Here is a 24,464-nt window from a genome sequence, read left to right as displayed (position 1 = left end):
GGCCAGCCTCCCGTTGCGTACCGCAATGCCTGAGCGCATTCACCCCAGGACGCGGATCCATGTTCCCGTCGTTATGCTGATCCCGGAGTCATACCTGTGTTGAACGAGCCCACTTTTTCCCCCTCTCTGCTCCAGGTCCGGTCGCTCAGCAAGACCTATCAGAACCGTACCGGCCTGTTTCGATCCCGCGCCGTACAGGCCGTCAAGCCGCTCTCCTTCGATCTCGAGGTGGGCCAGACCCTGGCCATCGTCGGTGAGGCGGGTTCCGGCAAGAGCACCCTCGCGCGGATCCTGGCGGGCATGATTGAACCGTCCAGCGGCGAGATCCACATCGAGGGGCAGTTGATGCGCCATGGGGATTATCAGGCCCGCTGCAAGCTGCTGCGAATGATCTTCCAGGACCCCAACTCCTCCCTCAATCGCAAGATCCGGGTGGGCCAGATCCTGGAGACACCACTGCGCCTCAATACCGAGCTGAGTGAAGAGGAGCGGGAGGAGAAGGTGATGCAGACCCTGCGCATGGTGGGCATGCTCGCGGATCACGCCTTCTTCTACCCCCAGATGCTGTCGGCGGGCCAGCAACAGCGGGTTGCCCTGGCCCGGGCACTGATCCTCAATCCCAAGATAGTGGTCGCCGACGAGGCCCTGTCGACCCTGGATATCTCGGTACGCTCCCAGATCATCAACCTGCTGCTGGAGATGCAGGAGACCATGGGGCTCAGCTACGTGCTGGTGGCCAACGATCTGGGGGTGGTGAGCCACATCAGCGACGAGGTACTGGTGATGCATGATGGCCAGGTGGTCGAGCGTGGCAAGACCCTCAAGGTCTTTGCCGATCCCCAGCATGGGGTGACCAAGAAGCTTATCCAGAACTACAACAACGAATATCGCCGCTAAGTTTGCCGCCGCCAGCCGCCCGTCTCGGCTGGCGGCATAGCCACTCTTCCCTCCCCCTTATTTTCCCCATAAAAAAACCCGGCACTGTGGCCGGGAATTGCGCTCAAACATGACACTTGCGTCGCTTGTGTTCAGGAACCCTTGCAAGGATAGGTGCCCCTACTGGGTGCAGCCACTGTCAGATCTGACAAGGGGGACCGCTGTGGAAGCGGAACTGTTCATCGGGCGTGAGGATGAGACTCGCCTCCAGGGCGCCGAAGAAGGCGACACGCTCGCTGATATCCTCACCGGCATACTGCTCGGCCAGCGCCAGATAATCCTGATAGTGACGGGCCTCAGAGCGCAGCAAAGAGGTATAGAAACGACTCAGCTCCTCATCCAGATGCGGTGCCAACTTGGCGAAGCGCTCACAGGAGCGCGCCTCGATATAAGCGCCGATGATCATCTTGTCGACGACGGCGGCAGGCTCATAGGTGCGCACATGTTGCAGCAGGCTGCGCGCGTAGCGGGAAGCGTTCACGGCGCCGTAATGAATGCCGCGCGCCGCCATCAGTTCAAGTACCTGTTCGAAATGGTGCAACTCCTCCTGGATGAGACGCACCATCTTTACCAGCAGTTCGTTGCGCTCCAGCTCGTCAAAGACCGTCCTGGCCTCCTCCCCCATGGTGCGCTTGCCCAGGATCTGCGCCTTCTCAGGCAAGGCATCCAGCTCCCGGTAAAAATCGAGCTTGGGCAATAGGTGGCGCTTGCCCTTGGGCAGACAGTAACGACGCACCAGACTGTGAGCGGTGAGCGCGGCCTTGTTCTCGCAGTTGGCATGGTCGATGAGCAGTGTGGGCAGATTGGCAGGATCCCGCGCAACCTCAATCCATTCATCCGGGGTGTCACAGTGCAGAAATTGGCGAACTGGCGCGAGCAAGGCGTCCATCGAATGACCTCGATACGGGATGGGGGCGCCATGTTACCGGATCTTGGCGGGGAACTCGAGTCCAGCCCCCGCCTTGACGACCAGGAGATCATTAACAATAACTAATGGCAGGGCAAACCAGCCGAGGTTCGCCATATTTAGGGGTAATATCATGATCCTGAACCATATATGGGGGCTTTACGCCCACCCGAAAGATGAGTGGCACGACATAGACGACCACCAGGAAACCGTCGGCCACAGCCTCACCCATGTCGCGCTGATGGCGCTGATCCCCGCCGTCTGCTGTTACTTCTCCGCCGTGCACATTGGCTGGCAAGTGGGTCGCGGCGATCCCATCATGCTGACCATGAGTAGCGGCGTCTGGATGGCGAGCGCCATGTATCTGGCGCTCATGGTCGCCGTCGTCCTGTTGGCAGTACTGGCACTCTGGATGGCCCGCACCTTCGGCGCCAACCCCAATATGTCCCAGACCCTCGAGTTGGCCGCCTACACGGCAACCCCGCTGTTCATGACCGGCTTTGCCGCCCTCTATCCCGTGATGTGGTTCATCATGCTGGTGGGCTTGGTGGGGCTGGCCTGGTCCATCTACCTGCTCTACACCGGCATCCCCATACTGATGCATATCCCCGAGGAGCAAGGCTTCATCTATGCCAGCTCCATGGTGACCTGCGGCCTGGTGTTGCTGGTCTGCCTGATGGCGGGGACTGTGCTCGTCTGGGATTGGGGGCTGGGGCCCGTCTTTACCAGCTAGCCGGAATGCGGCTAACGCCCATGAAAAACGGAGGCCATTGGCCTCCGTTGTCTTGCATGCTGTCTCACACAACCTGGAAAACGTTTAACTACCTTCGTTAAAAATTTCCAGATTGTTGGTCTCTTCCTGCCACTCACGCACCGCCTTGTTGTCGTCGTTGCGCAGGGAGTTGAGGTGATCCAGATAAGCCTGATCCACATCCGCAGTCACGTAGTTACCGTTGAACACCGAAGTCTCGAAGTGACGCAGTTCCGGGTTCAGCTCACGCACCGCCTCTTCCAGATCTTCCAGATCCTGGAATATCAGCCCGTCGGCACCGATAAGCGCACACACCTCTTCCACTTCACGACCATGGGCGATCAGCTCGTTGGCGGTTGGCATGTCGATGCCATAGACGTTGGGGAAGCGGATCTCGGGGGCGGCCGAGGCGAAGTAGACCTTGGCGGCGCCAGCTTCGCGGGCCATCTGGATGATCTGCTCCGAGGTGGTGCCGCGGACGATGGAGTCATCCACCAACAACACCTTCTTGCCCTTGAACTCGGAGCCGATGGCATTGAGCTTGCGGCGCACCGATTTCTTGCGCTGGGTCTGGCCCGGCATGATGAAGGTCCGGCCTATGTAGCGGTTCTTCACGAAGCCCTGGCGGTAAGGCAGCCCCAGGGTGTGGGCGATTTCCAACGCCACATCACAGGAGGTTTCCGGGATGGGAATGACCACATCCACGTCCAGATCGTCCCAGTCACGGGCGATCTTCTTGCCCAGTTTGCGGCCCATGTTGAGACGCGCGGCATAGACGGAGACCTTGTCGATGCACGAGTCAGGGCGGGCGAAGTAGACGTATTCGAAGATGCAGGGGTTTATCTGTGGCGCATCGCTGCACTGCTCGGAGAAGAGCTGGCCCTGCTCGGTGATGTAGATGGCCTCGCCCGGGGCGACGTCACGTACCGTCTCGAACCCGATGGCATCGAGCGCCACACTCTCGGAGGCGAGCATGTATTCGAGCTGGCCCTGTTCATCGATACGGCGACCCAGGATCAGCGGGCGTATGCCGTTGGGATCACGGAAGCCGATGAGGCCATGGCCTATCACCAGGGAGACCACGGCGTAAGCACCACGGATCTGCTGATGGGTCTTGCGCACGGCCTGGAAGATATCTTCCGGACGCAGCGCCATCTTGTCGCACAGATCCAGCTCGTGAGCCAGCACGTTCAGCAGCACTTCGGAGTCCGAGGTGGTGTTGATGTGGCGGCGAGCGACCTTGAACTGCTGCTCTTTCAGATCTTTGGCGTTGGTGAGGTTGCCGTTATGGGCCAGCACCATGCCATAGGGGGAGTTGACGTAAAAAGGCTGGGCTTCCGCGGCGCTGGAGCTGCCGGCGGTGGGATATCGGACATGTCCAATGCCGATATGCCCTTTCAGTCGCTGCATGTGACGCACTTCAAACACGTCCTTCACCAGGCCGTTGGCCTTGCGTTGCCGGAAGTTTCCACTATCAATGGTCACGATCCCGGCGGCGTCCTGGCCCCTGTGCTGCAACACCGTCAAGGCGTCGTAGAGGGCCTGATTGACGGGGGTGGTGCCAACTATACCGACAATACCACACATGTCCTTGCTACCTCGAAGTCACTGTACCTGTTTAAGAAAACTCGATGAGTTCTGCATGAAATCAAAGAACCACTGGATGACCAGCCCGAATTCGGGGATCAACCGGGATCCCTGCCACCAATCCGCCTGAGGCAGGCTGGTGAAGGTATCCATAAAAAACAGCAGGGCGCTGACGATGAGCGCACCACGCAGGGCACCGAAGCAGATGCCGAGTACCCGATCCGTACCCGATAGCCCCGTCTTGTTGACCAGCTCCCCCACCACATAGTTGACGATGGCGCCAAGGATCAGGGTTGCGACGAAGAGGGCCGCGATGGCCAAGCCATTGCGCAGCAGCTGATCGGTGATGGAGGTGAAGAAGACGGCGAGATCGGGGTAGAAGTTACTGGCGATAAAGAAGGCGACAAACCAGGTAACGAGGGACATGGCTTCCTTGACGAAACCACGCACCAGGCTTATCAGGGCTGAGAGGGCAACGATGCCCAAAATTGTGTAATCAATCCAAACCATGAGTCGTTCGTGTGTCTTGCAAAATTGCGGCGAATTCTAACAAAAACGATTGCGGATTGCTTGGGAAACTTCTTCCCTTCCCCGCCAAAAATGAAGGGGCGCCCAGTTGGCGCCCCTGATGACTTAGCCCTGTGCCGGGTAGAAAGTGGCGGCGCCCGGGCCGACCGGCAGCCCCAGCACGAACACCCAGACATAGAACAGCAGGCTCCAGCCCAGCAGGAATACCAGGGTATAGGGCAGCATGGTCGCAATGAGCGTGCCTATCCCTAAGGATTTCTGGTAACGCACCGCCACCGCCAGGATCAAGCCGAAGTAGCTCATCATGGGGGTGATGATGTTGGTCACTGAATCCCCGATCCGGTATGCCGCCTGGATGACCTCAGGGGAGTAACCAATCAGCATCAACATGGGCACGAAGATGGGCGCCGTGACCGCCCACTGGGCCGATGCCGAACCAATCATCAGGTTGATGACGGCGCACATCAGTATGAAACCAAAGAAGAGACCGGGACCGGTCAGGCCCAGAGCCTGCAGGGCCCCTGCCCCCTTGACCGCAAACACTGTCCCGAAGTTGGTCCAGGAGAAGTAGGCAACGAACTGGGCCGCGAAGAACACCAGGACGATGTACATGCCCATGGTACTCATGCTGGTGGACATCGCCTTGATCACGTCCTTGTCGCTCTTCATGGTGCCCACGACCTTGCCGTAGACAAAACCTGGCACGGCGAAGAAGACGAAGATGAAGGCGACAATGCCGTGCAGGAAGGGAGAGCCCGCAATGGCCCCCGTCTCAGGATGGCGCAATATGCCATCCGCTGGTACCACGGTCAGCGCCAGCAGGCCACTGACCACCAGCACGGCCACCAGGGCCGACCAGAGGCCACGCTTCTCCCGGGCAGTCAGGGACTCTGCCTGTTGATCCAGAGAGACACTCGCCTCGCTCGGGTCATATTTACCGAGCTTGGGTTCGACTATCTTCTCGGTCACCCAGGCGCCCAGGCCGGTGATGAGGAAGGTACTGACGAACATGAAGTACCAGTTCACCTCGGGGCCGACCACATAACCGGGATCGATGATGCGGGCCGCTATCTGGGTGATGCCTGCGAGCAGGGGATCCACGGTGCCAAGCAGCAGATTGGCAGAGTAGCCACCGGAGACACCGGCAAAGGCCGCCGCCAGACCCGCCAGAGGATGGCGACCCAGGGAGTGGAAGATCATGGCCGCCAGGGGGATCAGCACCACGTAGCCAAGCTCGGCCGCCGTGTTGGACATGATCCCGGCAAAGACGATGGTCAGCGTGACCATGCGGCGGGAGGCGCTCATCACCATGCCCCGCATGGCGGCGCTGAGCAGGCCGGAGTGTTCGGCAATGCCCACCCCGAGCAACGCCACCAGCACAGTGCCCAGCGGTGCGAAGCCGGTGAAGTTGGTCACCAGGTTGGAGACGATGCGTTGCAAGCCTTCGGCGCTGAGCAGGCTGACTACGGTTATCATGCCGTCGACGCTGCGGCCGGGCGCCCCTTCCGGGCGCGGATCCACCACGCTGACGCCCAGCCAGGCGGCGATGCCGGAGGCCACAATCAGAGTGAGGGAGAAGAGGGCAAATAGTGTGATGGGATGTGGTAGCAGATTACCAAGCCATTCGACCCCGTTCAAAAAGCGGTTGAACAGGCCGGGGCGCGCGGGCGCCAATGGTGTCGTCCTCGACGTCATCAATTACTCCTTATTCATTTGAAACATGCAATCGGCCGGTGCAGCCGATACGCCTGCGTTTCTAGTGAACCTGAGCAAGGACGAAGTGCGCACCCTGATCACCGAGCCGAATCAATCCGCGATGAATTGACCGCGAGCCTTTTACCCCCGGTGCACTGAATAGAAGATGAATAAGGGATTCAAAAACAAAAAAGCCATGGAAATCCATGGCTTATGACATTCAAATGGGGCTGGTTAACCGATGTGGGTCAGGCCGCCCATGTAGGACTGCAAGGCCGCCGGAATGGCGATACGGCCATCTTCCTGCTGGTAGTTCTCGATCACCGCCACCAGGGTACGACCCACCGCCAGGCCGGAGCCGTTGAGGGTATGGATCAGCTGGGGTTTGCCATCGATGCGCACCCGCGCCTGCATGCGGCGCGCCTGGAAATCGCCACAGTTGGAGACGGACGAGATCTCGCGGTAGGTGTCCTGGGCTGGCAGCCACACTTCCAGATCGTAGGTCTTGGCGGCGGCGAAGCCCATGTCACCGGTGCACAACGCCATCACGCGATACGGCAGCTCCAGCAGTTGCAACACCTTCTCCGCATGACCGACCATCTCTTCCAGCGCATCCCAGGATTGCTCCGGGTGTACCAGCTGGACCATCTCGACCTTGTCGAACTGGTGCATGCGGATCAGGCCCTTGGTATCGCGACCGTAGGAGCCGGCCTCGGAGCGGAAGCAGGGGCTGTGCGCCGTCATCTTGATGGGCAGCTCCTGCTCATCGAAGATCTCGTCACGGGCCATGTTGGTGAGCGGCACCTCCGAGGTCGGGATCAGGGAGAGCTTGCGCTCCTTGCTGCCCTCTTCGGCGTCGGAGACGATACCGGTGTTGAACAGATCTTCGGAGAACTTCGGCAGCTGGGTGGTGCCATAGAGGCTGTCCGGATTGACCAGATAGGGCACGTAGCACTCGGTGTAGCCATGCTGCTGGGTATGCAAGTCCAGCATGAACTGCGCCAGGGCGCGGTGCAGGCGGGCAATCTGCCCCTTCATCACCACGAAACGCGAACCCGACAGCTTGACGCCGTTCTTGAAGTCCAGCCCCTTGAGGCCCTCGCCCACTTCCACATGATCCCGCGGCTGGAAATCAAATGCACGGACGGTACCCCAACGGCGTACTTCGACGTTGTCATTCTCGTCGCGACCGACCGGGGTGCTGTCGCTTGGCAGGTTCGGCATGCCATCGGCGATGGCTTTGATATCGCGCAGCAGGGCCTCGAGTTCGACCTTGCTGGTTTCCAGCTCGTCGTTGATCTGGGTCACGATGGCCTTGAGCGGCGCCACATCTTCACCACGGCGAGCCGCCTCACCGATGGACTTGGAGCGGGCGTTGCGCTCGGCCTGCAGCTCCTGGGTGCGGGACTGCAGATCCTTGCGTTTCTCTTCCAGAGCATTGACCGCCGCTACGTCCAGAACGTAGCCACGTGTCGCCAGACGCGTGGCAGCATCGATGATATCGCTGCGCAGATATTTGGGATCCAGCATGGTTTACCTACTTTTTCAGATGGGATCTGGGCCTGGGTTATCAAACCTGGCGAGAGAACAGATCCGGAAGTTAACATCGGTTGGCGCACCCCGGGTCTTCAGAGTCGAGCCTGCAAAATCAGGCGTTCGACATCAAGAAGATGGCGCAAGGCCGAGACAAACGGGGTCAGAGGGGCAGTGTAGCAGACCGCCCCCCTGCCCGAACAGGGACTATTGCTGTCGTTTTTGCCAAGTTTGAGGGCACAAGGCGGCCAATATTCGCCGATCCTGTCGATTGGCGTGCCAATCTCCAGACCGGTCCCCTACTTCTCTCTTCGGCGGGGACTCTGCCCATCCAGCTCACGCAGATAATCGAGTTTCTGGGCGATCTGTTTCTCAAGCCCGCGATCCGTCGGCTGGTAATATTGCGTGCCGGCCAGTTCAGGCGGGAAGTAGCTCTCGCCGGCAGCATAGGCACCGGGTTCGTCATGGGCATAGCGATATTCGGCGCCATAACCCAGATCGCTCATCAGCTTGGTCGGGGCGTTGCGCAGGTGCGGTGGCACCTCGAAATCCGCTTGCTCCTTGGCATCTCGCAGCGCCGCCTTCCAGGCGGTGTAGACCGCATTGCTCTTGGGGGCGCAGGCGAGATAGACGATGGCCTGGGCGATGGCCCGCTCCCCTTCAGCCGGGCCGATGCGGTGGAAGCAATCCCAGGCCGACAGCGCCACCTGCATGGCACGGGGATCGGCGTTGCCGACATCTTCCGAGGCGATGGCCAGCAGCCGGCGAGCGATGTAGAGCGGATCGCAGCCCGCGCTCACCATGCGGGCATACCAGTAGAGCGCCGCATCGGGGGCCGAGCCGCGAATGGACTTGTGCACCGCCGAGATGAGGTCATAGAAGTGATCGCCCCCCTTGTCGAAGCGCGCCACGTGCTCCCCCGCTACGGCGGCGAGCAGGGCGCTGTCGATCACTCTCTCCCCCTCCCCGTTCGCCTCGGCCATGTCCCCCAGCAGCTCCAGATAGTTGAGGGACTTGCGCCCGTCCCCATCCACCGCCTTGGCCAGCGCCTCCTTCACCCCGGGGGCGAAGGTGAGGGTCGGATCATTGAGGCCCCGTGGGTCGGTCAGGGCCTGACTGATCATGGCGAGGATATCTTGCTCTTCCAGCCGTTTGAGCAGATAGACCCGGGCCCGGGAGAGCAGTGCGTTGTTGAGTTCGAACGAGGGGTTTTCGGTGGTGGCGCCGATGAAGGTGATGGTGCCATCTTCGATGTGGGGCAGGAACACATCCTGCTGACTCTTGTTGAAGCGGTGCACCTCATCCACGAACAGTATGGTACGCACTCCGCGCCAGCTGTTCTCCTTGGCCTTGTCGATGGCGGCGCGGATCTCCTTGATGCCGGAAGTGACCGCGGAGAGCCGCTCCACCTCGGCCTGGCAGTAGTGGGCAACGAGTTCGGCGAGGGTGGTCTTGCCGGTGCCGGGGGGGCCCCACAGGATCATGGAGTGGCAGTGTCCCGCCAGGATGGCTTTGCGCAGGGGCTTGTCCGGTCCCAGGATATGCTGTTGGCCTATGTACTGGTCAAGAGTCTGCGGCCGCATCCGTGCGGCCAGTGGACGAAAGTCCGATGAGAAGTCCAAAGAGAGATTGCTCATCAGCGTTGGTCGTCCAGCGCGACCCCCTTGGGCGTCTTGAACACGAACTCGTTGCCCTTGAGCGCCGGCTTGCGATTGAAGCCGCTCAGGGTGAACTCGCTCCACTGACCCTGGGCCTCTTTCACGTCGAAGCGGCTGATGTTCTCCTGCCGATCGAAGGTAATTCTGAAGGAGGCGATCAGTTCGTCCTGATTGCGGCTGGTGACGGTGAACACATCATCCTGCTCGGTCACGTCGTAGTTTTTCCAGTACTTGTCATCGCTGCTGGCGATCAGGATGAAAGGGGTATTGACCACGGCATCTTGCAACTTGAGGGCGGTGACCTGTTCGACGAAGGGATCGTAGATCCAGACATCCTTGCCATCGGCCACGATCAGGCTCTCGTCCGGTGAGGTGGTGTGCCAGTTGAAGCGATTAGGGCGCGACACCAGCAGATCGCCGCTCGCTTTTTGCAGTTCTTTGCCCTTGCTGTCAAAGACGGTCTGCTGGAACTGGGCGGAGAAGAGGTTGACGGCTGCCAGCTTCTGCTTGAGATCACTGGCCGCATCGGCCCACACCTGGCTGCTGGCGATGAGCAGCACGGTTCCCATCAATAACTGTTTTTTCATAAGGTCTCTCGCTAAAAGGCCACACCCGCTAAGGGCATGGCCAGGACACACACGCTATCAATCACGTACCGGAGGCGGTGCCAGCACATCCCGTTGGCCGTTGCCACCGGGGCTGCTGACGATGCCCTGGTTCTCCATCTGTTCGATGAGGCGGGCCGCTCTGTTGTAGCCAATCTTGAATTTGCGCTGCACGCTGGAGGTTGAACCACGACGGGATTCCACCACGAAGGCCACCGCCTCGTCGAACAGCGGGTCCAACTCTTCATCACCACTGCTGCCATAATCGCCGCTGCCGCCCTCCTCCGACTCACCGGAGAGGATCTCCTGGATGTAGTTGGGCTCACCGCGCAGCTTCCAATCCGCCACCACCTTGTGCACCTCGTGGTCATCGACGAAGGCGCCGTGCACCCGGGTCGGGTTGGAGGTGCCGGCCGGCATGTAAAGCATGTCCCCCATGCCGAGCAGGGATTCAGCGCCGCCCTGATCCAGGATGGTGCGGGAATCTATCTTGCTCGACACCTGGAAGGAGATCCGGGTCGGGATGTTGGCTTTGATGAGGCCCGTTATCACATCCACCGAGGGACGCTGGGTCGCCAAGATCAAGTGAATACCGGCGGCCCGCGCCTTCTGGGCGATACGGGCGATCAGCTCTTCCACCTTCTTGCCGACGATCATCATCATGTCGGCAAACTCGTCCACCACCACCACGATGTGCGGCAGCTTCTCGAGCTCGGGGGCCATCTGATCCATGGAGTCCCCCGGACGCCACAGCGGATCGCGCATGGGGTTGCCCGCATCAGATGCCATCTGCACCTTGGTGTTATAGCCCTTGAGGTTGCGCACCCCGACCGCCGACATCAGCTTGTAGCGACGCTCCATCTCGCCCACGCACCAGCGCAGGGCATTGGCGGCGTCCTTCATGTCGGTCACCACCTCGGTAAGCAGATGCGGTATCCCCTCGTAGACCGAGAGTTCCAGCATCTTGGGATCGATCATGATGAAGCGCAGATCGTCCGGGCTCGCCTTGTAGAGCATGGAGACGATCATGGTGTTCACCCCGACCGACTTGCCCGAGCCGGTGGTACCGGCCACCAGCAGGTGCGGCATCTTGGCGAGATTCACCACCACGGGCTCACCGGCGATATCCTGGCCGAGCACCATGGTCAGAGGACTCTCGCTGTTGTGGAAATCTTCGCAATCCACCACTTCGCGCATGTAGACCGTCTGGCGAACCCGGTTGGGCAGTTCGATGCCGATGAAGGTCTTGCCGGGGATCACCTCCACCACCCGCACGCTGCTGGCAGAGAGCGAGCGTGCCAGATCCCGCGACAGGTTGGTTATCTTGCTCGCCTTCATGCCTGGGGCAAGGTCGAGCTCGAAGCGGGTGATGACAGGGCCCGGGTAGACGCCGACCACCTTGGCCTGCACGTTATAGTCGGCAAGCTTGGCCTCCACCAGACGCGCCATGCGCTCCAGCTCCTCCGGGCTCATCGACTGGGTCTTGGCCGGGGGGCGGTCGAGCAAGTCCAGGCTCGGCAGCGGCGCCATGTTGGCCATGGCGGTGCGTTTGGAGACAGGAGGGCGGGCCGCCGCAGGGCTTGGTGCATCGTCACCATTGTCAGCCCAAGGCAGGTCCATCTCCTCTTCGCTGGCCTTTACCACCGGCTGACGAGGACGCTGGCCACGTTTGACGGGGGCCGGAGCGGGCGCGTCGTCCTCATCATCGAAATCCGGGTCGAACTGGAAGGTATCTTCGTCCAGCTCAGGCAACCACTCCTCGGATTTGGCCGCCCTCTTCCCCTTGCCGCCTTGGGGCCCTTTGGCACCGCGCAGCCAGCCACTGTGAGGCTCATCGTCCTCATCATCCAGGGCCAGGGTACCGGCACTGCCTTCCAGCAGTGGATCCGGCCCGTCATAACGAGGCTGGCGCCAACCGCCACTGAGCCAGTGTCCCAGGGTCGTGGGCAGGTGGTAGATAGCAGACACCGACCCCGTGCAGGCGCTGCCGATCCGCTCGACGATGGTAAGCCAGGACCAGCCGGTGAACAGCGTGATGCCTGTTGCCACGAAACAGAGCAGCATCAGGTTGGCACCGACGCCACCAAACAGAGGGATCACGGCCGAGGCAATCACATCGCCGACCAGGCCACCGGCCGAGAAGTTCTGCATGTCGTTGAAGTTCATGCTGGCGATGGCCGACATGCCAAGCACCGTCAGGATGAAGCCTACGATGCGCACCGACAGGGTCAGGTAATCGACCTCCAGCAAGCGGCTCGGTCGCCAGAACAGACTCCAACCCAAGAGTACCAACAAGGGCGGCACCAAGTAGGAGAAGGCCCCGAAGGTGAACATGGTGATATCGGCTATCCAGGCACCGGCGCTCCCCGCCAGATTCTTCACATCCCCTTCCCAGGAGGTCTGGGACCAGCCGGGATCGGCGGGGTGGTATGTGAGCAGGGCAAGCAAGAGGTAGGCAGCCAACAGTGTGATGGCGATCAAGACGGCTTCGAAGATCCGTTGGGTGCCTGATAAAGGAGTAAACAGCTTTTTCTCGGCCAAACTCCGGCTCCTTTCTGAAAACAAAATAACGCGTGGGACAAGGGGGCCCAGTATCCCTGAAAAACCTATCGTTTGTCAGCCTGTCTGCCCATTGACGCGACAGACTCGACAAGCAGAAACGAGCGGACTGGCCGCTCGTTTCTCATTTTTATGATGCATCAATTGCGTGACACATCACAGAACAAAATACTCTATCGAGTACTGATTACCAGTCGACTACTCTGTTTTACTTCTTCCATCACCACATAGGTGCGCGTGTCGTTGACGCCGGGCAGTCGCAACAGGGTTTCCCCAAGCAGGCGGCGGTAGGCAGACATGTCGCTGACGCGGGTCTTGAGCAGGTAATCGAAATCACCGGAGACCAGATGACATTCCTGGATCTCTTCGAGTACTTGAACGGCTTTGTTGAACTGTTCAAACACGTCCGGGGCGCCCCGGTTCAGGGTGATTTCCACAAACACCAGCAGAGAAGCATCCAGATAATGAGGGTTCAGAATAGCGGCATATCCTTCGATATAGCCTTGTCGCTCCAGACGACGAACCCGTTCCAGACAGGGTGTGGGACTCAGGCCAACTCGTTTGGACAACTCAACATTCGAAATCCTGCCATCCTTTTGCAGTTCATTAAGAATGTTGCGATCAATCCTGTCCAAATCCTTTAGCCGACTCTTAGCTTCCATCATTTTATTCCATCCTTTGGCTATTTTTTGGTAAGAATCACCAGTCATTTTATAATTATGGTCACAAATCCTGTCAATACCTGAATATACTAGGCGCAAATGTCGCTTAACAATGTGGCAACATAAAACACCAATCTATAGACGAGGGATAGCATGATTATCGGTGTACCTAAAGAAATAAAAAACCATGAATATCGCGTAGGCATGGTTCCAGCCAGTGTACGTGAACTGACAGCACGAAACCATACTGTTTTCGTCCAAAGCGGGGCGGGAACTGGCATCGGCTTCACCGACGCAGATTATCAAGCTGCTGGCGCCGAAATGTTGGCCTCTGCTGCCGATGTTTTTGCAAAGTCACAGATGATAGTCAAGGTCAAAGAACCCCAGGCCGCCGAGCGTGCCATGCTGCGCCCCGACCAGGTGTTGTTTACCTATCTGCACCTGGCGCCAGACCTGCCCCAGACCCAAGAGTTGATCAGCAGCGGCGCCATCTGCATCGCCTATGAAACCGTCACCGATGACCGTGGCGGCTTGCCCCTGCTGGCCCCAATGTCCGAAGTTGCCGGTCGCATGTCTATTCAAGCCGGCGCCCAGGCGCTGGAGAAATCCCGTGGCGGCAGCGGTATGTTGCTCGGCGGCGTACCCGGGGTCGAGCCGGCCAAGGTGGTGATACTGGGTGGCGGAGTGGTCGGTTCCAATGCAGCCCGCATGGCCGTTGGCATGCGTGCCGATGTCACCATCCTGGATCGCAGTGTTGATGCCCTGCGTCGCCTCGACAGCGAGTTTCAGGGCGCCGCCAAGGTGATCTACTCCACCAGCGAAGCCATAGAGCGCCACGTGTTAAGCGCCGATCTGGTGATTGGTGGTGTGCTGATCCCAGGCGCCGCTGCGCCGAAACTTGTCACCCGTGACCATATTGCCCGCATGAAGCCAGGTTCGGCCATTGTCGATGTCGCCATCGATCAGGGTGGCTGCGTCGAGACATCTCATGCCACCACACACCAGGATCCCACTTATATCGTCGATGAGGTGGTGCACTACTGCGTGGCCAACATGCCCGGGGCCGTGGCGCGTACCTCCACCTTCGCCCTCAACAATGCCACCCTGCCCTTCATCATCCGTCTGGCAGATCAAGGCTACAAAGCCGCTCTGCTTGCCGACAAGCACCTGCTGAACGGCCTCAACGTGATGGCGGGAAAATTGACCTGTGCCGAGGTCGCCGAGGCCCATGGCCTTGCCTTCACCGACCCCCTGACCCTGTTGAACTGATCTCCCTTGCCAACAAGTCGAGATGAGTGAAAATCCGCCCGCGATGGGCGGTTTTTTTATGGCTGATATTCAGGGCGGGCGATTAACACAATCGACGCACTGCCCTTTGACCCCGGATCACGAATTCCCTACAATCGCGCAAACTCATTACGTCTCGGAAATCACACCATGAGCGAAGTCATTCACAGCAAGCTGCTGATCCTGGGCTCAGGCCCGGCAGGCTACACGGCCGCCGTCTACGCCGCCCGTGCCAACCTCAATCCCCTGCTGGTCACCGGCATGCAGCAAGGTGGCCAGTTGACCACCACCACGGAAGTGGAGAACTGGCCCGGTGATGCAGAAGGGCTGACCGGTCCGGCGCTGATGGAGCGAATGAAGGAACATGCGGAGAAGTTCGATACCCGCATCCTGTTCGATCACATCAACGAAGTGTCCCTGAACCAGCGTCCGTTCCGCCTCAAGGGTGACAGCGGTGAGTACAGCTGTGATGCCCTGATCATCGCTACCGGCGCCTCTGCCAAGTATCTGGGTCTGCCATCTGAAGAGGCCTTCAAGGGTCGCGGTGTCTCCGCCTGTGCCACCTGTGATGGCTTCTTCTATCGCAACCAGGAAGTGGCCGTGGTCGGCGGCGGCAACACCGCCGTGGAAGAGGCACTCTACCTGGCGAACATCGCCAAGAAGGTGCACCTGGTTCATCGTCGCGACGAGTTCAGGGCCGAAAAAATCCTGATCAAGCGCCTGCACGACAAGGTCGCCAGTGGCAACATAGTGCTGCACACCTACCAGACCCTGGACGAGGTGCTGGGCGACGAAATGGGCGTGACCGGCATCCGCCTGCGCAGCACCAAGGATGACAGCACCTCTGAGCTGCCGCTGATGGGGGTCTTTATCGCCATCGGTCACCAGCCGAACACCCAGATCTTCGAAGGCCAGCTGGCCATGGAGAATGGCTATCTGCTGGTCCGCGGCGGTCTGCAAGGCTTCGCCACCCAGACCAGCATTGAAGGCGTGTTCGCCGCCGGCGACGTGGCCGACCACAACTACCGTCAGGCCATCACCTCGGCCGGTACTGGTTGCATGGCCGCCCTGGATGCCGAGCGTTTCCTCGACGCGCAATAAGCGCCTCTCGCCCTGTGCAGGGCCAGATGCTGTCAATGACAAAGGCATGCCTCGGCATGCCTTTGTTGTATCCAAACCCCGCATCACGTCTTTGGTCTGTTCTCGATTTGTGGCCAATACCGCCTCTTCTCTGCCACTCGGGTCAGCGACAGAGGCTGACGACACGGGTGAGTCCTTGTGCTAGCCATGACTCAATATGTCTTGTCGACCCGCACCCCATCATCAAAATAGAGGATCCGCACCTTGTCGCCCTGGGCGAAGACCATGGCCGGATCGAAGTCCTGGATCACATTGACCAGCGCGTCCTGATCGTTGCGAATGAGCAGCTCCACCAACTTGTTCTCCACCACCTCAGTGCCGGACTGGTAATACTGCGCCGCACCGGCGCCCGCCAAGGCCCCCACTGCGGTGGCTATCTCCCGGCCATGGCCGCCGCCAAACTGGTTGCCGATCAGCCCCCCGATAAGGGCGCCACCCAACGTCTTCCAGCCAGATTGCTGCGACTCAATCACCTGACGCTGGGTAATGTTGCGCATCGTCTCGACCTGACCAAACACCACCTGGTTGACCGGGCGCGCCGTATTGCGTTGATAGACCTCGGCACTGGCCTGCATCGTGACAAAGCACAGCAGGCTGGATACTATCAGGATAATGGCCTTCATCTATGAAACCTCTCGATGCTATGTCTTGCTACCTGACCCAACTGGATGATGAGCCGACCCGGTTCCCCCACCCCAAACACGCGCTGGATGAGCCCAATGGCCTGCTTGCGATTGGAGGCGATCTCTCCCCTCCTCGTCTGCTCGCAGCTTACCACAATGGGATCTTTCCATGGAATGAACCCCACCAGGCCCTGCTATGGTGGTCACCGGATCCCCGTGGGGTAATAGTCCCCTCCCGCCTGCATGTGGGGCGCAGCCTGAAAAAGTTTTTGCGCCGTCATTCATTCGATATTTCCATCAATCGCGCCTTTAATCAGGTTATCACCGCCTGCGCCGCCCCCAGGCCCACCGCCAGTGGCACCTGGATCAGCAGCGAGATGATAGCGGCCTATCAGGCACTGCATCGTCTGGGTCACGCTCACTCCATCGAAGTGTGGCAAGACGGGCAGTTACAGGCAGGGCTCTATGGTATCGCCGTCGGTCGCCTCTTCTGTGGCGAGTCCATGTTCAGTCGTATCGATAACGGCGCCAAAGTGGCCATGTGGGCCCTCTGTCGTCATTTCGAATGCCACGACGGTGCCCTCATCGACTGCCAGATGCAAAACAGCTTCCTGGCGACCCTGGGCATCGAAGAGTGGCCCCGTAGCCAGTTTTTAGCGGCGCTGGCGACACTGCGGCAGCAACCACTGCGTGAGGGGTGCTGGCAAGCGAGGTCAATCAGCCTATGACAGAAGAAGTGATCCTCAAAGTCGGCCTGACCCCCAAACATGCCTGCAGCTATCTGGAACATCAACAGGAGCAGCTGCTGGTACTGATGGACAACGACCTGCTCAATGCTCACGGTTACGAACGCTTGTTGACTGCCGGTTTTCGCCGCAGCGGCAACGACATCTATCGCCCCCACTGTCCGAGTTGCAGCGCCTGTCAGTCTCTGCGTATCCACAGCGAGCAATTTGTGCCCAGTCGCAGCCAGAAGCGTATCCAGCAACAAAACCAGGATCTCTCCCTGGTGCTGAGCTATGACGACAAGCCCGAGTATTACCAGCTGTATGAGCGCTATATCCGCCAGCGACACCGGGACGGCAGCATGTACCCTCCCAGCCGTAGCCAGTACAAGGGCTTTCTGCACTGCGACTGGATGCCGCCGCTCTATCTCGAGATCCATCAGAATAACCGGCTGATCGGTGTGGCCGTCACGGACCTCTTGCCTCACGCCTTGAGCGCCATGTACACCTTCTTCGATCCCGCCTTTGCCGATCGATCCATCGGGACCTTTGCCATCTTGAGCCAGCTGGATTTGGGGCGGCGGACTGGTCGTCAGTGGCTCTATTTGGGCTATCAGGTTGAGGAGTGTCGCAAGATGAAATACAAGAGCCGCTTCCTGCCCCATGAGCGACTTATTAAGGGTGAATGGAAAAATATCGTCACCAAGCCCGAGTAAACTTTACACATTGGCTTAAATCCGGCATGATCCAGCGGATTTTTGTTGTGGCTTATCAAGAGGATTCAATGGCTAAAGAAGACAGTATTGAGATGCAGGGCACTATCTTGGAAACCCTGCCCAATACCATGTTCCGTGTGGAACTGGAGAATGGTCACGTGGTTATCGCTCACATTTCCGGCAAGATGCGCAAAAACTACATTCGTATCCTGACTGGTGACAAGGTGACAGTCGCTCTGACTCCCTACGATCTCTCCAAGGGTCGTATTGTTTTCCGCTCTCGCTAAGCCAGGAATTCAGCAAAAAACCCCAACCTGATGGTTGGGGTTTTTTGTCGTTTCGTGGTTTCTAGTTAGTGAGGCACGGCTTCAACATCGACCTGAAAATCGAAGCTGAGGCTATCATTTACTACTTCAACCTTGACGATACCCCCATCGACCAGTGAGCCAAACAGGATCTCATTGGCCAGGGGTTTCTTGAGGTGTTCCTGAATGACCCGTCCCATGGGTCTAGCTCCCATCGCCCTGTCATAGCCCTTCTCGGCCAACCAGTGACGGGCATCTTCCGATATCTCGAGGGATACTCCCTTGGCATCCAGCTGCACCTGCAGTTCGACGATGAACTTGTCGACCACTTGATAGATCACCGCCATATCCAAATGATTAAACCAGATGGTGTGATCGAGCCGGTTACGGAACTCAGGGCTGAACGTCTTGTTGATCACTTCCATAGCATCGTGGCTGAGATCTTGCTGCTGGAAGCCAATGGACTTGCGCTGCGTCTCCTGTACACCCGCATTAGTGGTCATCACCAAGATGATGTTACGAAAATCCGCCTTGCGCCCGTTATTATCGGTGAGCGTCCCGTTATCCATGACCTGCAGCAGCAGATTGAACACATCCGGGTGTGCCTTCTCGATTTCATCGAGCAACAACACGGCGTGGGGGTGCTTGATCACCGCATCGGTCAACAGGCCACCTTGTTCAAAGCCAACATAACCGGGCGGGGCACCAATCAGTCGAGAGACCGTATGACGCTCCATGTATTCCGACATGTCAAAGCGCAGCATCTCGACCCCAAGGGCCTTACCGAGCTGCTGGGTGACTTCTGTCTTGCCCACCCCGGTTGGGCCAGCAAACAGGAAGCAACCGACCGGGCGTCGCTCGTTCCCCAACCCTGAACGAGAAAGACGAATGGCATCGGTCAGCACCGAAATCGCCTTATCCTGGCCAAACACCACCATCTTGAGGTTACGTTCCAGATTCTTGAGCACTTCCTTATCGGAAGAGGAGACAGATTTTTCCGGAATACGCGCTATCTTGGCCACAATGGACTCAATCTCGGCCACATTGATCACTTTCTTGCGCTTGCTCACTGGCAACATACGCTGCCCTGCCCCGGCTTCATCGATCACGTCAATGGCCTTGTCTGGCAGATGGCGATCATTGATGTACTTGGCTGAGAGCTCGGCCGCGGCCCGAATAGCCTTGGCGGTGTAGCGCACACTGTGATGCGCCTCGTAGCGGCTCTTGAGGCCCATCAGGATGCGAGTCGTATCATCTATGGTCGGTTCTACGATATCGATCTTCTGGAAGCGGCGCGCCAAGGCACGATCTTTCTCGAATGTCTGGGCATATTCCTGATAAGTGGTGGAACCCACGCAGCGCAGCAAGCCATTAGAGAGCAGAGGCTTGATAAGGTTTGCCGCATCCAGCTGGCCACCAGACGCCGCCCCTGCACCTATGATGGTATGAATTTCATCGATAAACAGAATGGCCCCTTCCTGGCGCTCGATCTGTTTGAGCAGCACCTTGAGACGCTTTTCGAAATCACCACGATATTTGGTACCGGCCAGTAATGACCCCATGTCCAGGGAGTAGATGGTACTGCCGGCAATGACCTCAGGCACATCGCCCTTGACGATGCGATAAGCCAAGCCTTCGGCGATCGCGGTCTTGCCCACTCCCGCTTCCCCAACAAACAAGGGGTTGTTTTTACGGCGGCGGCACAAAACCTGTATGGTGCGGCTCAGCTCCTGATCGCGCCCGATCAAGGGATCAATGCGGCCCTCAAGCACCAGCTGATTCAGGTTAGTGGCAAAGCTCTCTATTTGGGCGGCTGAGACATCATCGTCAGCATCGGTATTGTTTTGCGGGGTGTCTGGCTTGTTGTCTTTGCGCACACCATGGGAGAGGAAGTTGACCACATCCAGTCGACTGATATCGGATTTCTTCAGGAAATAAGCGGCTTGGGACTCTTGCTCGCTGAAGATGGCCACCAGCACATTGGCGCCACTGACTTCGGTATGGCCCGAGGACTGCACGTGGAATACTGCGCGTTGCAACACACGCTGGAAACCTAGCGTAGGCTGGGTCTCTCTATCTTCGTCATCGACGGCAATCAACGGCGTGGTCTGATTGATGAAGGCCGCAATCTCCTTGCGCATCAACTCCACATCCGCACCACATGAACTCAAGGCCTCATGGGCTGAGCTGTTATCCAGCAGGGCCAACAACAGGTGCTCAACGGTCATGAATTCGTGACGCTCATCGCGAGCGAGCTTGAAAGCCTCGTTCAGCGTCTTTTCTAACTCTTTGTTCAACATAGGCACCTCCCCTAAGTACAGCAACAATGTGGTGTCGTTCTGTCATCACGTCATGTCGTTTAGGCCTTTTCCATCGTACATAGCAGTGGATGTTCGTTATTACGTGAATAGGTATTGACCTGGACCACCTTGGTCTCCGCTATCTCTGCGGTGAAGGTGCCACAGACTCCTTTACCACTATAATGCACACTCAGCATGATCTGGGTAGCCTTATCCAGATCCATCCGGAAGAACCGCTGCAAGACTTCAACCACAAACTCCATTGGGGTGTAGTCGTCATTATTGAGCAGCACCTTGTACATGGATGGCGGCTGCAGCTTGGTCTTCTCGGACTGCGCAATCTCTTCATTAACAAAGAGTTCTTTTTGCTTACTCATGATTGTGCTTGGGTACCTCTAGATTACTACCGCCAGGCGTCAGGCTGTCAATAGAGTTGTTAACTGGATCACATGACTTGTTAACAACTTCTTGACTCGACCATCAGTTGGACTAAATTGGTTACTTGCTAATCGGCGCCCTACCATTATTAGGTTGATATCACTAGTTATAATGGGCTGGCGCAGGTTACTCAACGACTTTAGGGTAATCAATAAAAGGATGTAGATGTATGGCAACCGGAACAGTCAAGTGGTTCAACAACGCAAAAGGATTTGGGTTTATCTGTCCGGAAGGGGGCGGTGACGATATCTTCGCCCACTACTCCACCATTCAAATGGAAGGTTACAGAACCCTGAAAGCGGGTCAAGCCGTTCAGTTTGAACTGCAGCAGGGTCCGAAGGGAAATCATGCCGCTGTTATTGTGCCGAATGAAGCACAAAACATCTGAGCCAAGGTTGGATAAATAAAAAATCCGGCCTCATTTAGGCCGGATTTTTTATTTATCACTGCCCACAATCGCCTCCTCACACAGTCAGGCGTAACAAAGGATGAGACAGTGCTGTTCTCTAGCCTCAACATGAGACAGAGTGACGAATGTTGGCAAACAGCAAACAGCAAACAGCAGATAGCAAAAAGCCCGACCTGAGTCGGGCTTTTCAATATGGCGGTGAGGGAGGGATTCGAACCCTCGATACGTTGCCGTATACACACTTTCCAGGCGTGCTCCTTCAGCCACTCGGACACCTCACCAAATTCTTGACTGCTGCTTTACCTGTTCAATCACCAGGGTTGCTCACGGCCAATGCCGCGACAACGGGGCGTAATTTAGGGGAAAGCCGCTCGCCCGTCAACGGCTTTCTCCGCCTCTTGCGCTCGACTGCCGGATTAATGCACAGAACCCGGTTCAACCACCACATCGACCAGGTTGAGGAAGCCCAGACGCTCACACTCGGCAACCACGTCATGGGTCGCGGCTATGGTGCTCTGCACAAACAGAATGAATTGCTCAACCGTGAGGCCCGCCTTGGTAAACACCGTATGACCGACCACCAGCCGTGGCAGATTGTCATCAATGATGTCGAGAAACACCTTGAGCGAGGGATACTGCATGTTGAGCCGGCCCAGTTCGGCCACCATGGGCAACAGCGCCGCAGGGCGAATTTCCAGCTCGGAGGAGAACAGCAGTCCTTCCTCTTCGACAAAGACGCGGCTCTCCTGAATGCCTTCCACCGATTGCAGGGAGACGATATGGATGCCATGACACTGATCGCAGACATAGTGCTCGATACGAGCCTGTTGCAACCAACGCATTATCATTTCGGAGCTGGGTGTATTCATCATGACGTTATGGGACTCTTGAAAGCGAGGGGCGCAGTCTAAACCAATTTGTGGCCAACCTAAAGCAGAGGCCCCTGCCCGCCTCTGTTTGCGCTTCTTTTTGACACTGACAGTCCATATACTCAGCCCACCTGCGCGCAGCCCTCAGCCGAGTATCGATGACCATCCAAGAGAAATATCGCCTGCACCTCAAGTCCCTTTCCGATGAATTGCTGGTGTTGCAAAAGCCGATCCGCATTCTGGATGCCATCAAATGGCCCCATCATATCCGCCATGACTTCCTGGCAAAGGGGGGCCGTGAACTCCCCGCCATCGATGCCAACTTCTATCAGGGCTTGGATCTGGGCTTCGATCCGCGCAACAAGTACCTGGAGCTCAAGGAGCTCAGGGACAGGATCCGCCGCAAACTGGGCCCCCATGACGATCTGGGCCGCATACTGCAGGCCAACGTCGACCAATATATGGTGGTGATCGAGATGCTGCGCCAACGCGGTCAGCCGGACTTTCTGCGTTACAGCCAGCGTCTCTATGGCTCGGCCCGGGATCATCTGCGTGGCGATCGCAAGACACTGCGCGAGCTGGGAGAGCGGTTGTGCGACATCTTCTCCCTGCCTGGCGCCCGCCATCTGGTGCGCCCCTATCCCAAGGAGTTTGAGGGGCAGGCAGCGGTCGACCGGCTGCAGGACAAACTATCCAGTTACTTTCGCGACGGTCAGGTGCAGGTAAAGCTGAGCGATGGCATCGTCTCGGATGCCGCAGCCGGCGGTGACTATATCAAGCTTAGCAGTCATGCCCGCTTCTCCGAGCTGGATCTGCAGGTGTTGGAAGTCCATGAGGGCTGGGTTCATGTCGGCACCACCCTTAATGGCCGACAGCAACCTTATGCGACCTGGCTCAGTGCCGGCTCACCACGCATCACCGCCTGCCAGGAGGGGTTGGCTGTGCTGATAGAGACTCTGACCTTCAGCTCTTTCCCGGACCGGGCTAAACGCATCTCGGACAGGGTGATGGCCATCGACATGGCCGAGAATGGCGCGGACTTCATCGAACTCTATCGCCATTTTCTGGACAAGGGCGCGAGCGAGCATGATGCCTACAAGATCACCCAACGCGTATTCCGGGGCGGCATGGTGGCGGGGGGCGCCTGCTTTACCAAGGATCTCTCCTACGTAAAGGGCTATGTGGAGACGGTCAACTTCATCCGCAGCGCCGTGTTGGAGGGCGTACCCGAAATATTGCCCATGCTGTTTGTGGGCAAGGTGACCCTGGATGACATTCCTGTGCTCTATCAGCACTATCTGGAGGGGCTGATCGCCGCCCCCAAGTACCTGCCCCCCATGTTCCGTGACCTGACAGGTCTCTATGTCTGGTTCGGTTTCGCCTCCGGCATGTCCCTTGTCGATATAGGCCGGGTTCAGCAGCACTTTCGTCAGCTGTTTCATCGACTGCCGGTGGCAGATCCCATCATTACCCCGGTCGACAGCGAATTCGATTAAGCTCCCCGCCTCCCCTGCCTGAGCCACTTCCCATGGCTGCACCCACCATCAGAAAAGGGCCCGACCGGGCCCTTTTCATCCTAATTCAAGCCTGCACTAGCTGAACTTAACGAAATGCCCGGCCAGCCAGATAGTGCTTGCGGCACAGGGAGACATAACGGGCATTGCCCCCTATCTCCACCTGAGCGCCATCCCGCACCACCTGACCATCGGCATTGACCCTGGCATTCATGTGCGCCTTGTTGCCACACCAGCAGATGCTCTTGAGCTCTTCCACCTTGTCGGCCAGACAGAGCAGATGGTAGGAGCCCGGGAACAGCTCGGCACGAAAATCAATCTTGAGGCCATAGGCAATCACGGGAATACCCGCCTCATCCACCACCCGGGCCAGCTGATAGACCTGCTCCTTGGTGAGAAATTGCGCCTCATCGACGATGAACACATCGATGGCCTGCTCCGCATGGCGAGCCTTGACCATCTCGAACAGATCGCAGCTGTCGCTAAACACCTCCACCTTTAACGTCAACCCGACCCTGGCGCTGATCACCCCGAGTCCGGATCTGTCATCAATGGCTGGCGTCATGGCCAGAGGGTGCATGCCCCGCTCGAGATAGTTGAAGTGTGCCTGGATCAATTGGGTGGATTTGCCCGAATTCATCGCGGCGAATTTGTAATGTAGTGAGGCCATGCCTGCTCCGATACCAATTTATGGCGCGCATGCTAACGCAGCATGGC

General features: G+C 58.2%; 22 protein-coding genes, 1 tRNA gene and 1 pseudogene. 9 read left to right on the top strand and 15 right to left on the bottom strand.

Annotated elements, in window-relative coordinates; all coding sequences use genetic code 11:
• Positions 1-96: 96 nt before the first annotated feature.
• Positions 97-897, top strand: a complete 801-nt coding sequence (locus KYK33_RS08905) for a peptide ABC transporter ATP-binding protein (protein ID WP_224432739.1) — start codon at positions 97-99, stop codon at positions 895-897.
• A 159-nt stretch (positions 898-1,056) separates the two neighbouring features.
• On the opposite strand, the pseudogene miaE reads toward KYK33_RS08905, so the two are convergent.
• Positions 1,057-1,825, bottom strand: a pseudogene (gene miaE / locus KYK33_RS08900) (tRNA isopentenyl-2-thiomethyl-A-37 hydroxylase MiaE).
• A gap of 151 nt (positions 1,826-1,976) precedes the next feature.
• Here miaE and KYK33_RS08895 point away from each other — a divergent pair.
• Positions 1,977-2,576 (top strand): Yip1 family protein, encoded by a 600-nt coding sequence (locus KYK33_RS08895; protein ID WP_042042893.1) that lies wholly within the window; start codon positions 1,977-1,979, stop codon positions 2,574-2,576.
• Positions 2,577-2,660: 84 nt separating this feature from the next.
• On the opposite strand, the gene purF is transcribed toward KYK33_RS08895, so the two are convergent.
• The 8 genes from purF to lrp all read right to left on the bottom strand — a co-directional run bounded on the left by purF (position 2,661) and on the right by lrp (position 13,424).
• Positions 2,661-4,181, bottom strand: a complete 1,521-nt coding sequence (purF, locus tag KYK33_RS08890) for an amidophosphoribosyltransferase (RefSeq protein WP_042042894.1) — start codon at positions 4,179-4,181, stop codon at positions 2,661-2,663.
• Positions 4,182-4,199: 18 nt separating this feature from the next.
• On the bottom strand, positions 4,200-4,691 hold the full coding sequence (locus KYK33_RS08885) for a CvpA family protein (RefSeq protein WP_224432737.1): 492 nt from the start codon (positions 4,689-4,691) through the stop codon (positions 4,200-4,202).
• Positions 4,692-4,814: 123 nt separating this feature from the next.
• Positions 4,815-6,404 carry an AbgT family transporter gene (locus KYK33_RS08880; RefSeq protein WP_224432736.1) on the bottom strand — a complete coding sequence of 530 codons (1,590 nt, stop codon included), beginning with the start codon at positions 6,402-6,404 and terminating at the stop codon, positions 4,815-4,817.
• 234 nt (positions 6,405-6,638) lie between these two features.
• On the bottom strand, positions 6,639-7,934 hold the full coding sequence (gene serS / locus KYK33_RS08875; protein WP_042042897.1) for a serine--tRNA ligase: 1,296 nt from the start codon (positions 7,932-7,934) through the stop codon (positions 6,639-6,641).
• A gap of 302 nt (positions 7,935-8,236) precedes the next feature.
• The gene (locus KYK33_RS08870) at positions 8,237-9,574 is read right to left on the bottom strand and encodes a replication-associated recombination protein A (protein ID WP_042042899.1); all 1,338 of its coding nucleotides are present in this window, start codon (positions 9,572-9,574) and stop codon (positions 8,237-8,239) included.
• A complete protein-coding gene (gene lolA, locus KYK33_RS08865) occupies positions 9,574-10,182 on the bottom strand; it encodes an outer membrane lipoprotein chaperone LolA (protein ID WP_042042900.1) in 609 nt (202 codons plus the stop codon). The genes KYK33_RS08870 and lolA overlap by 1 nt, the downstream gene beginning before the upstream one ends.
• A 57-nt stretch (positions 10,183-10,239) precedes the next feature.
• Entirely contained in the window at positions 10,240-12,741 is a 2,502-nt protein-coding gene (locus KYK33_RS08860) for a DNA translocase FtsK (protein WP_224432735.1), read from the bottom strand.
• Between the two features lie 191 nt (positions 12,742-12,932).
• Positions 12,933-13,424, bottom strand: coding sequence for a leucine-responsive transcriptional regulator Lrp (lrp, locus tag KYK33_RS08855; RefSeq protein ID WP_005300047.1), 492 nt, complete (start codon positions 13,422-13,424; stop codon positions 12,933-12,935).
• A gap of 150 nt (positions 13,425-13,574) precedes the next feature.
• Here lrp and ald point away from each other — a divergent pair, with 150 nt between their 5' ends.
• Positions 13,575-14,690 carry an alanine dehydrogenase gene (ald, locus tag KYK33_RS08850; RefSeq protein ID WP_224432734.1) on the top strand — a complete coding sequence of 372 codons (1,116 nt, stop codon included), beginning with the start codon at positions 13,575-13,577 and terminating at the stop codon, positions 14,688-14,690.
• A gap of 168 nt (positions 14,691-14,858) precedes the next feature.
• A complete protein-coding gene (gene trxB / locus KYK33_RS08845) occupies positions 14,859-15,809 on the top strand; it encodes a thioredoxin-disulfide reductase (RefSeq protein WP_042042903.1) in 951 nt (316 codons plus the stop codon).
• A 191-nt stretch (positions 15,810-16,000) separates the two neighbouring features.
• Here trxB and KYK33_RS08840 read toward each other — a convergent pair whose 3' ends face one another.
• Positions 16,001-16,471, bottom strand: coding sequence for an outer membrane lipoprotein (locus KYK33_RS08840; RefSeq protein WP_042042904.1), 471 nt, complete (start codon positions 16,469-16,471; stop codon positions 16,001-16,003).
• A 20-nt stretch (positions 16,472-16,491) separates the two neighbouring features.
• On the opposite strand from KYK33_RS08840, the gene aat reads away from it, so the two are divergent.
• The 3 genes from aat (at position 16,492) to infA (ending at position 18,199) form a co-directional block, all read left to right on the top strand.
• A complete protein-coding gene (gene aat, locus KYK33_RS08835; protein WP_224432980.1) occupies positions 16,492-17,199 on the top strand; it encodes a leucyl/phenylalanyl-tRNA--protein transferase in 708 nt (235 codons plus the stop codon).
• Entirely contained in the window at positions 17,196-17,912 is a 717-nt protein-coding gene (locus tag KYK33_RS08830) for an arginyltransferase (protein ID WP_042042905.1), read from the top strand. Before aat ends, KYK33_RS08830 begins: the two co-directional genes overlap by 4 nt.
• A 68-nt stretch (positions 17,913-17,980) precedes the next feature.
• Positions 17,981-18,199, top strand: a complete 219-nt coding sequence (infA, locus tag KYK33_RS08825) for a translation initiation factor IF-1 (protein ID WP_005300033.1) — start codon at positions 17,981-17,983, stop codon at positions 18,197-18,199.
• Between the two features lie 65 nt (positions 18,200-18,264).
• On the opposite strand, the gene clpA is transcribed toward infA, so the two are convergent.
• Positions 18,265-20,517 carry an ATP-dependent Clp protease ATP-binding subunit ClpA gene (clpA, locus tag KYK33_RS08820; protein ID WP_224432733.1) on the bottom strand — a complete coding sequence of 751 codons (2,253 nt, stop codon included), beginning with the start codon at positions 20,515-20,517 and terminating at the stop codon, positions 18,265-18,267.
• A gap of 59 nt (positions 20,518-20,576) precedes the next feature.
• Positions 20,577-20,894 carry an ATP-dependent Clp protease adapter ClpS gene (clpS, locus tag KYK33_RS08815; protein ID WP_005907683.1) on the bottom strand — a complete coding sequence of 106 codons (318 nt, stop codon included), beginning with the start codon at positions 20,892-20,894 and terminating at the stop codon, positions 20,577-20,579.
• A 230-nt stretch (positions 20,895-21,124) separates the two neighbouring features.
• On the opposite strand from clpS, the gene cspD reads away from it, so the two are divergent.
• Positions 21,125-21,343, top strand: a complete 219-nt coding sequence (cspD, locus tag KYK33_RS08810) for a cold shock-like protein CspD (protein ID WP_005907684.1) — start codon at positions 21,125-21,127, stop codon at positions 21,341-21,343.
• Between the two features lie 214 nt (positions 21,344-21,557).
• Here cspD and KYK33_RS08805 read toward each other — a convergent pair.
• Both KYK33_RS08805 and KYK33_RS08800 read right to left on the bottom strand, forming a co-directional pair.
• A tRNA-Ser gene (locus tag KYK33_RS08805) sits at positions 21,558-21,645 on the bottom strand.
• A 135-nt stretch (positions 21,646-21,780) separates the two neighbouring features.
• Entirely contained in the window at positions 21,781-22,236 is a 456-nt protein-coding gene (locus KYK33_RS08800) for a type III secretion system chaperone family protein (RefSeq protein WP_083940412.1), read from the bottom strand.
• Positions 22,237-22,391: 155 nt separating this feature from the next.
• On the opposite strand from KYK33_RS08800, the gene KYK33_RS08795 reads away from it, so the two are divergent.
• A complete protein-coding gene (locus tag KYK33_RS08795) occupies positions 22,392-23,729 on the top strand; it encodes a flavohemoglobin expression-modulating QEGLA motif protein (protein WP_224432732.1) in 1,338 nt (445 codons plus the stop codon).
• A 106-nt stretch (positions 23,730-23,835) separates the two neighbouring features.
• Here KYK33_RS08795 and KYK33_RS08790 read toward each other — a convergent pair whose 3' ends face one another.
• The gene (locus tag KYK33_RS08790) at positions 23,836-24,417 is read right to left on the bottom strand and encodes a thymidine kinase (protein WP_042042909.1); all 582 of its coding nucleotides are present in this window, start codon (positions 24,415-24,417) and stop codon (positions 23,836-23,838) included.
• Positions 24,418-24,464 lie beyond the last annotated feature (47 nt).

Source organism: Aeromonas rivuli, from assembly GCF_020149575.1.
GTDB classification, from domain to species: domain Bacteria; phylum Pseudomonadota; class Gammaproteobacteria; order Enterobacterales; family Aeromonadaceae; genus Aeromonas; species Aeromonas rivuli.
Note: the sequence above shows the minus strand (reverse complement) of the source record. Positions and strands in the feature narration are given on the sequence as shown.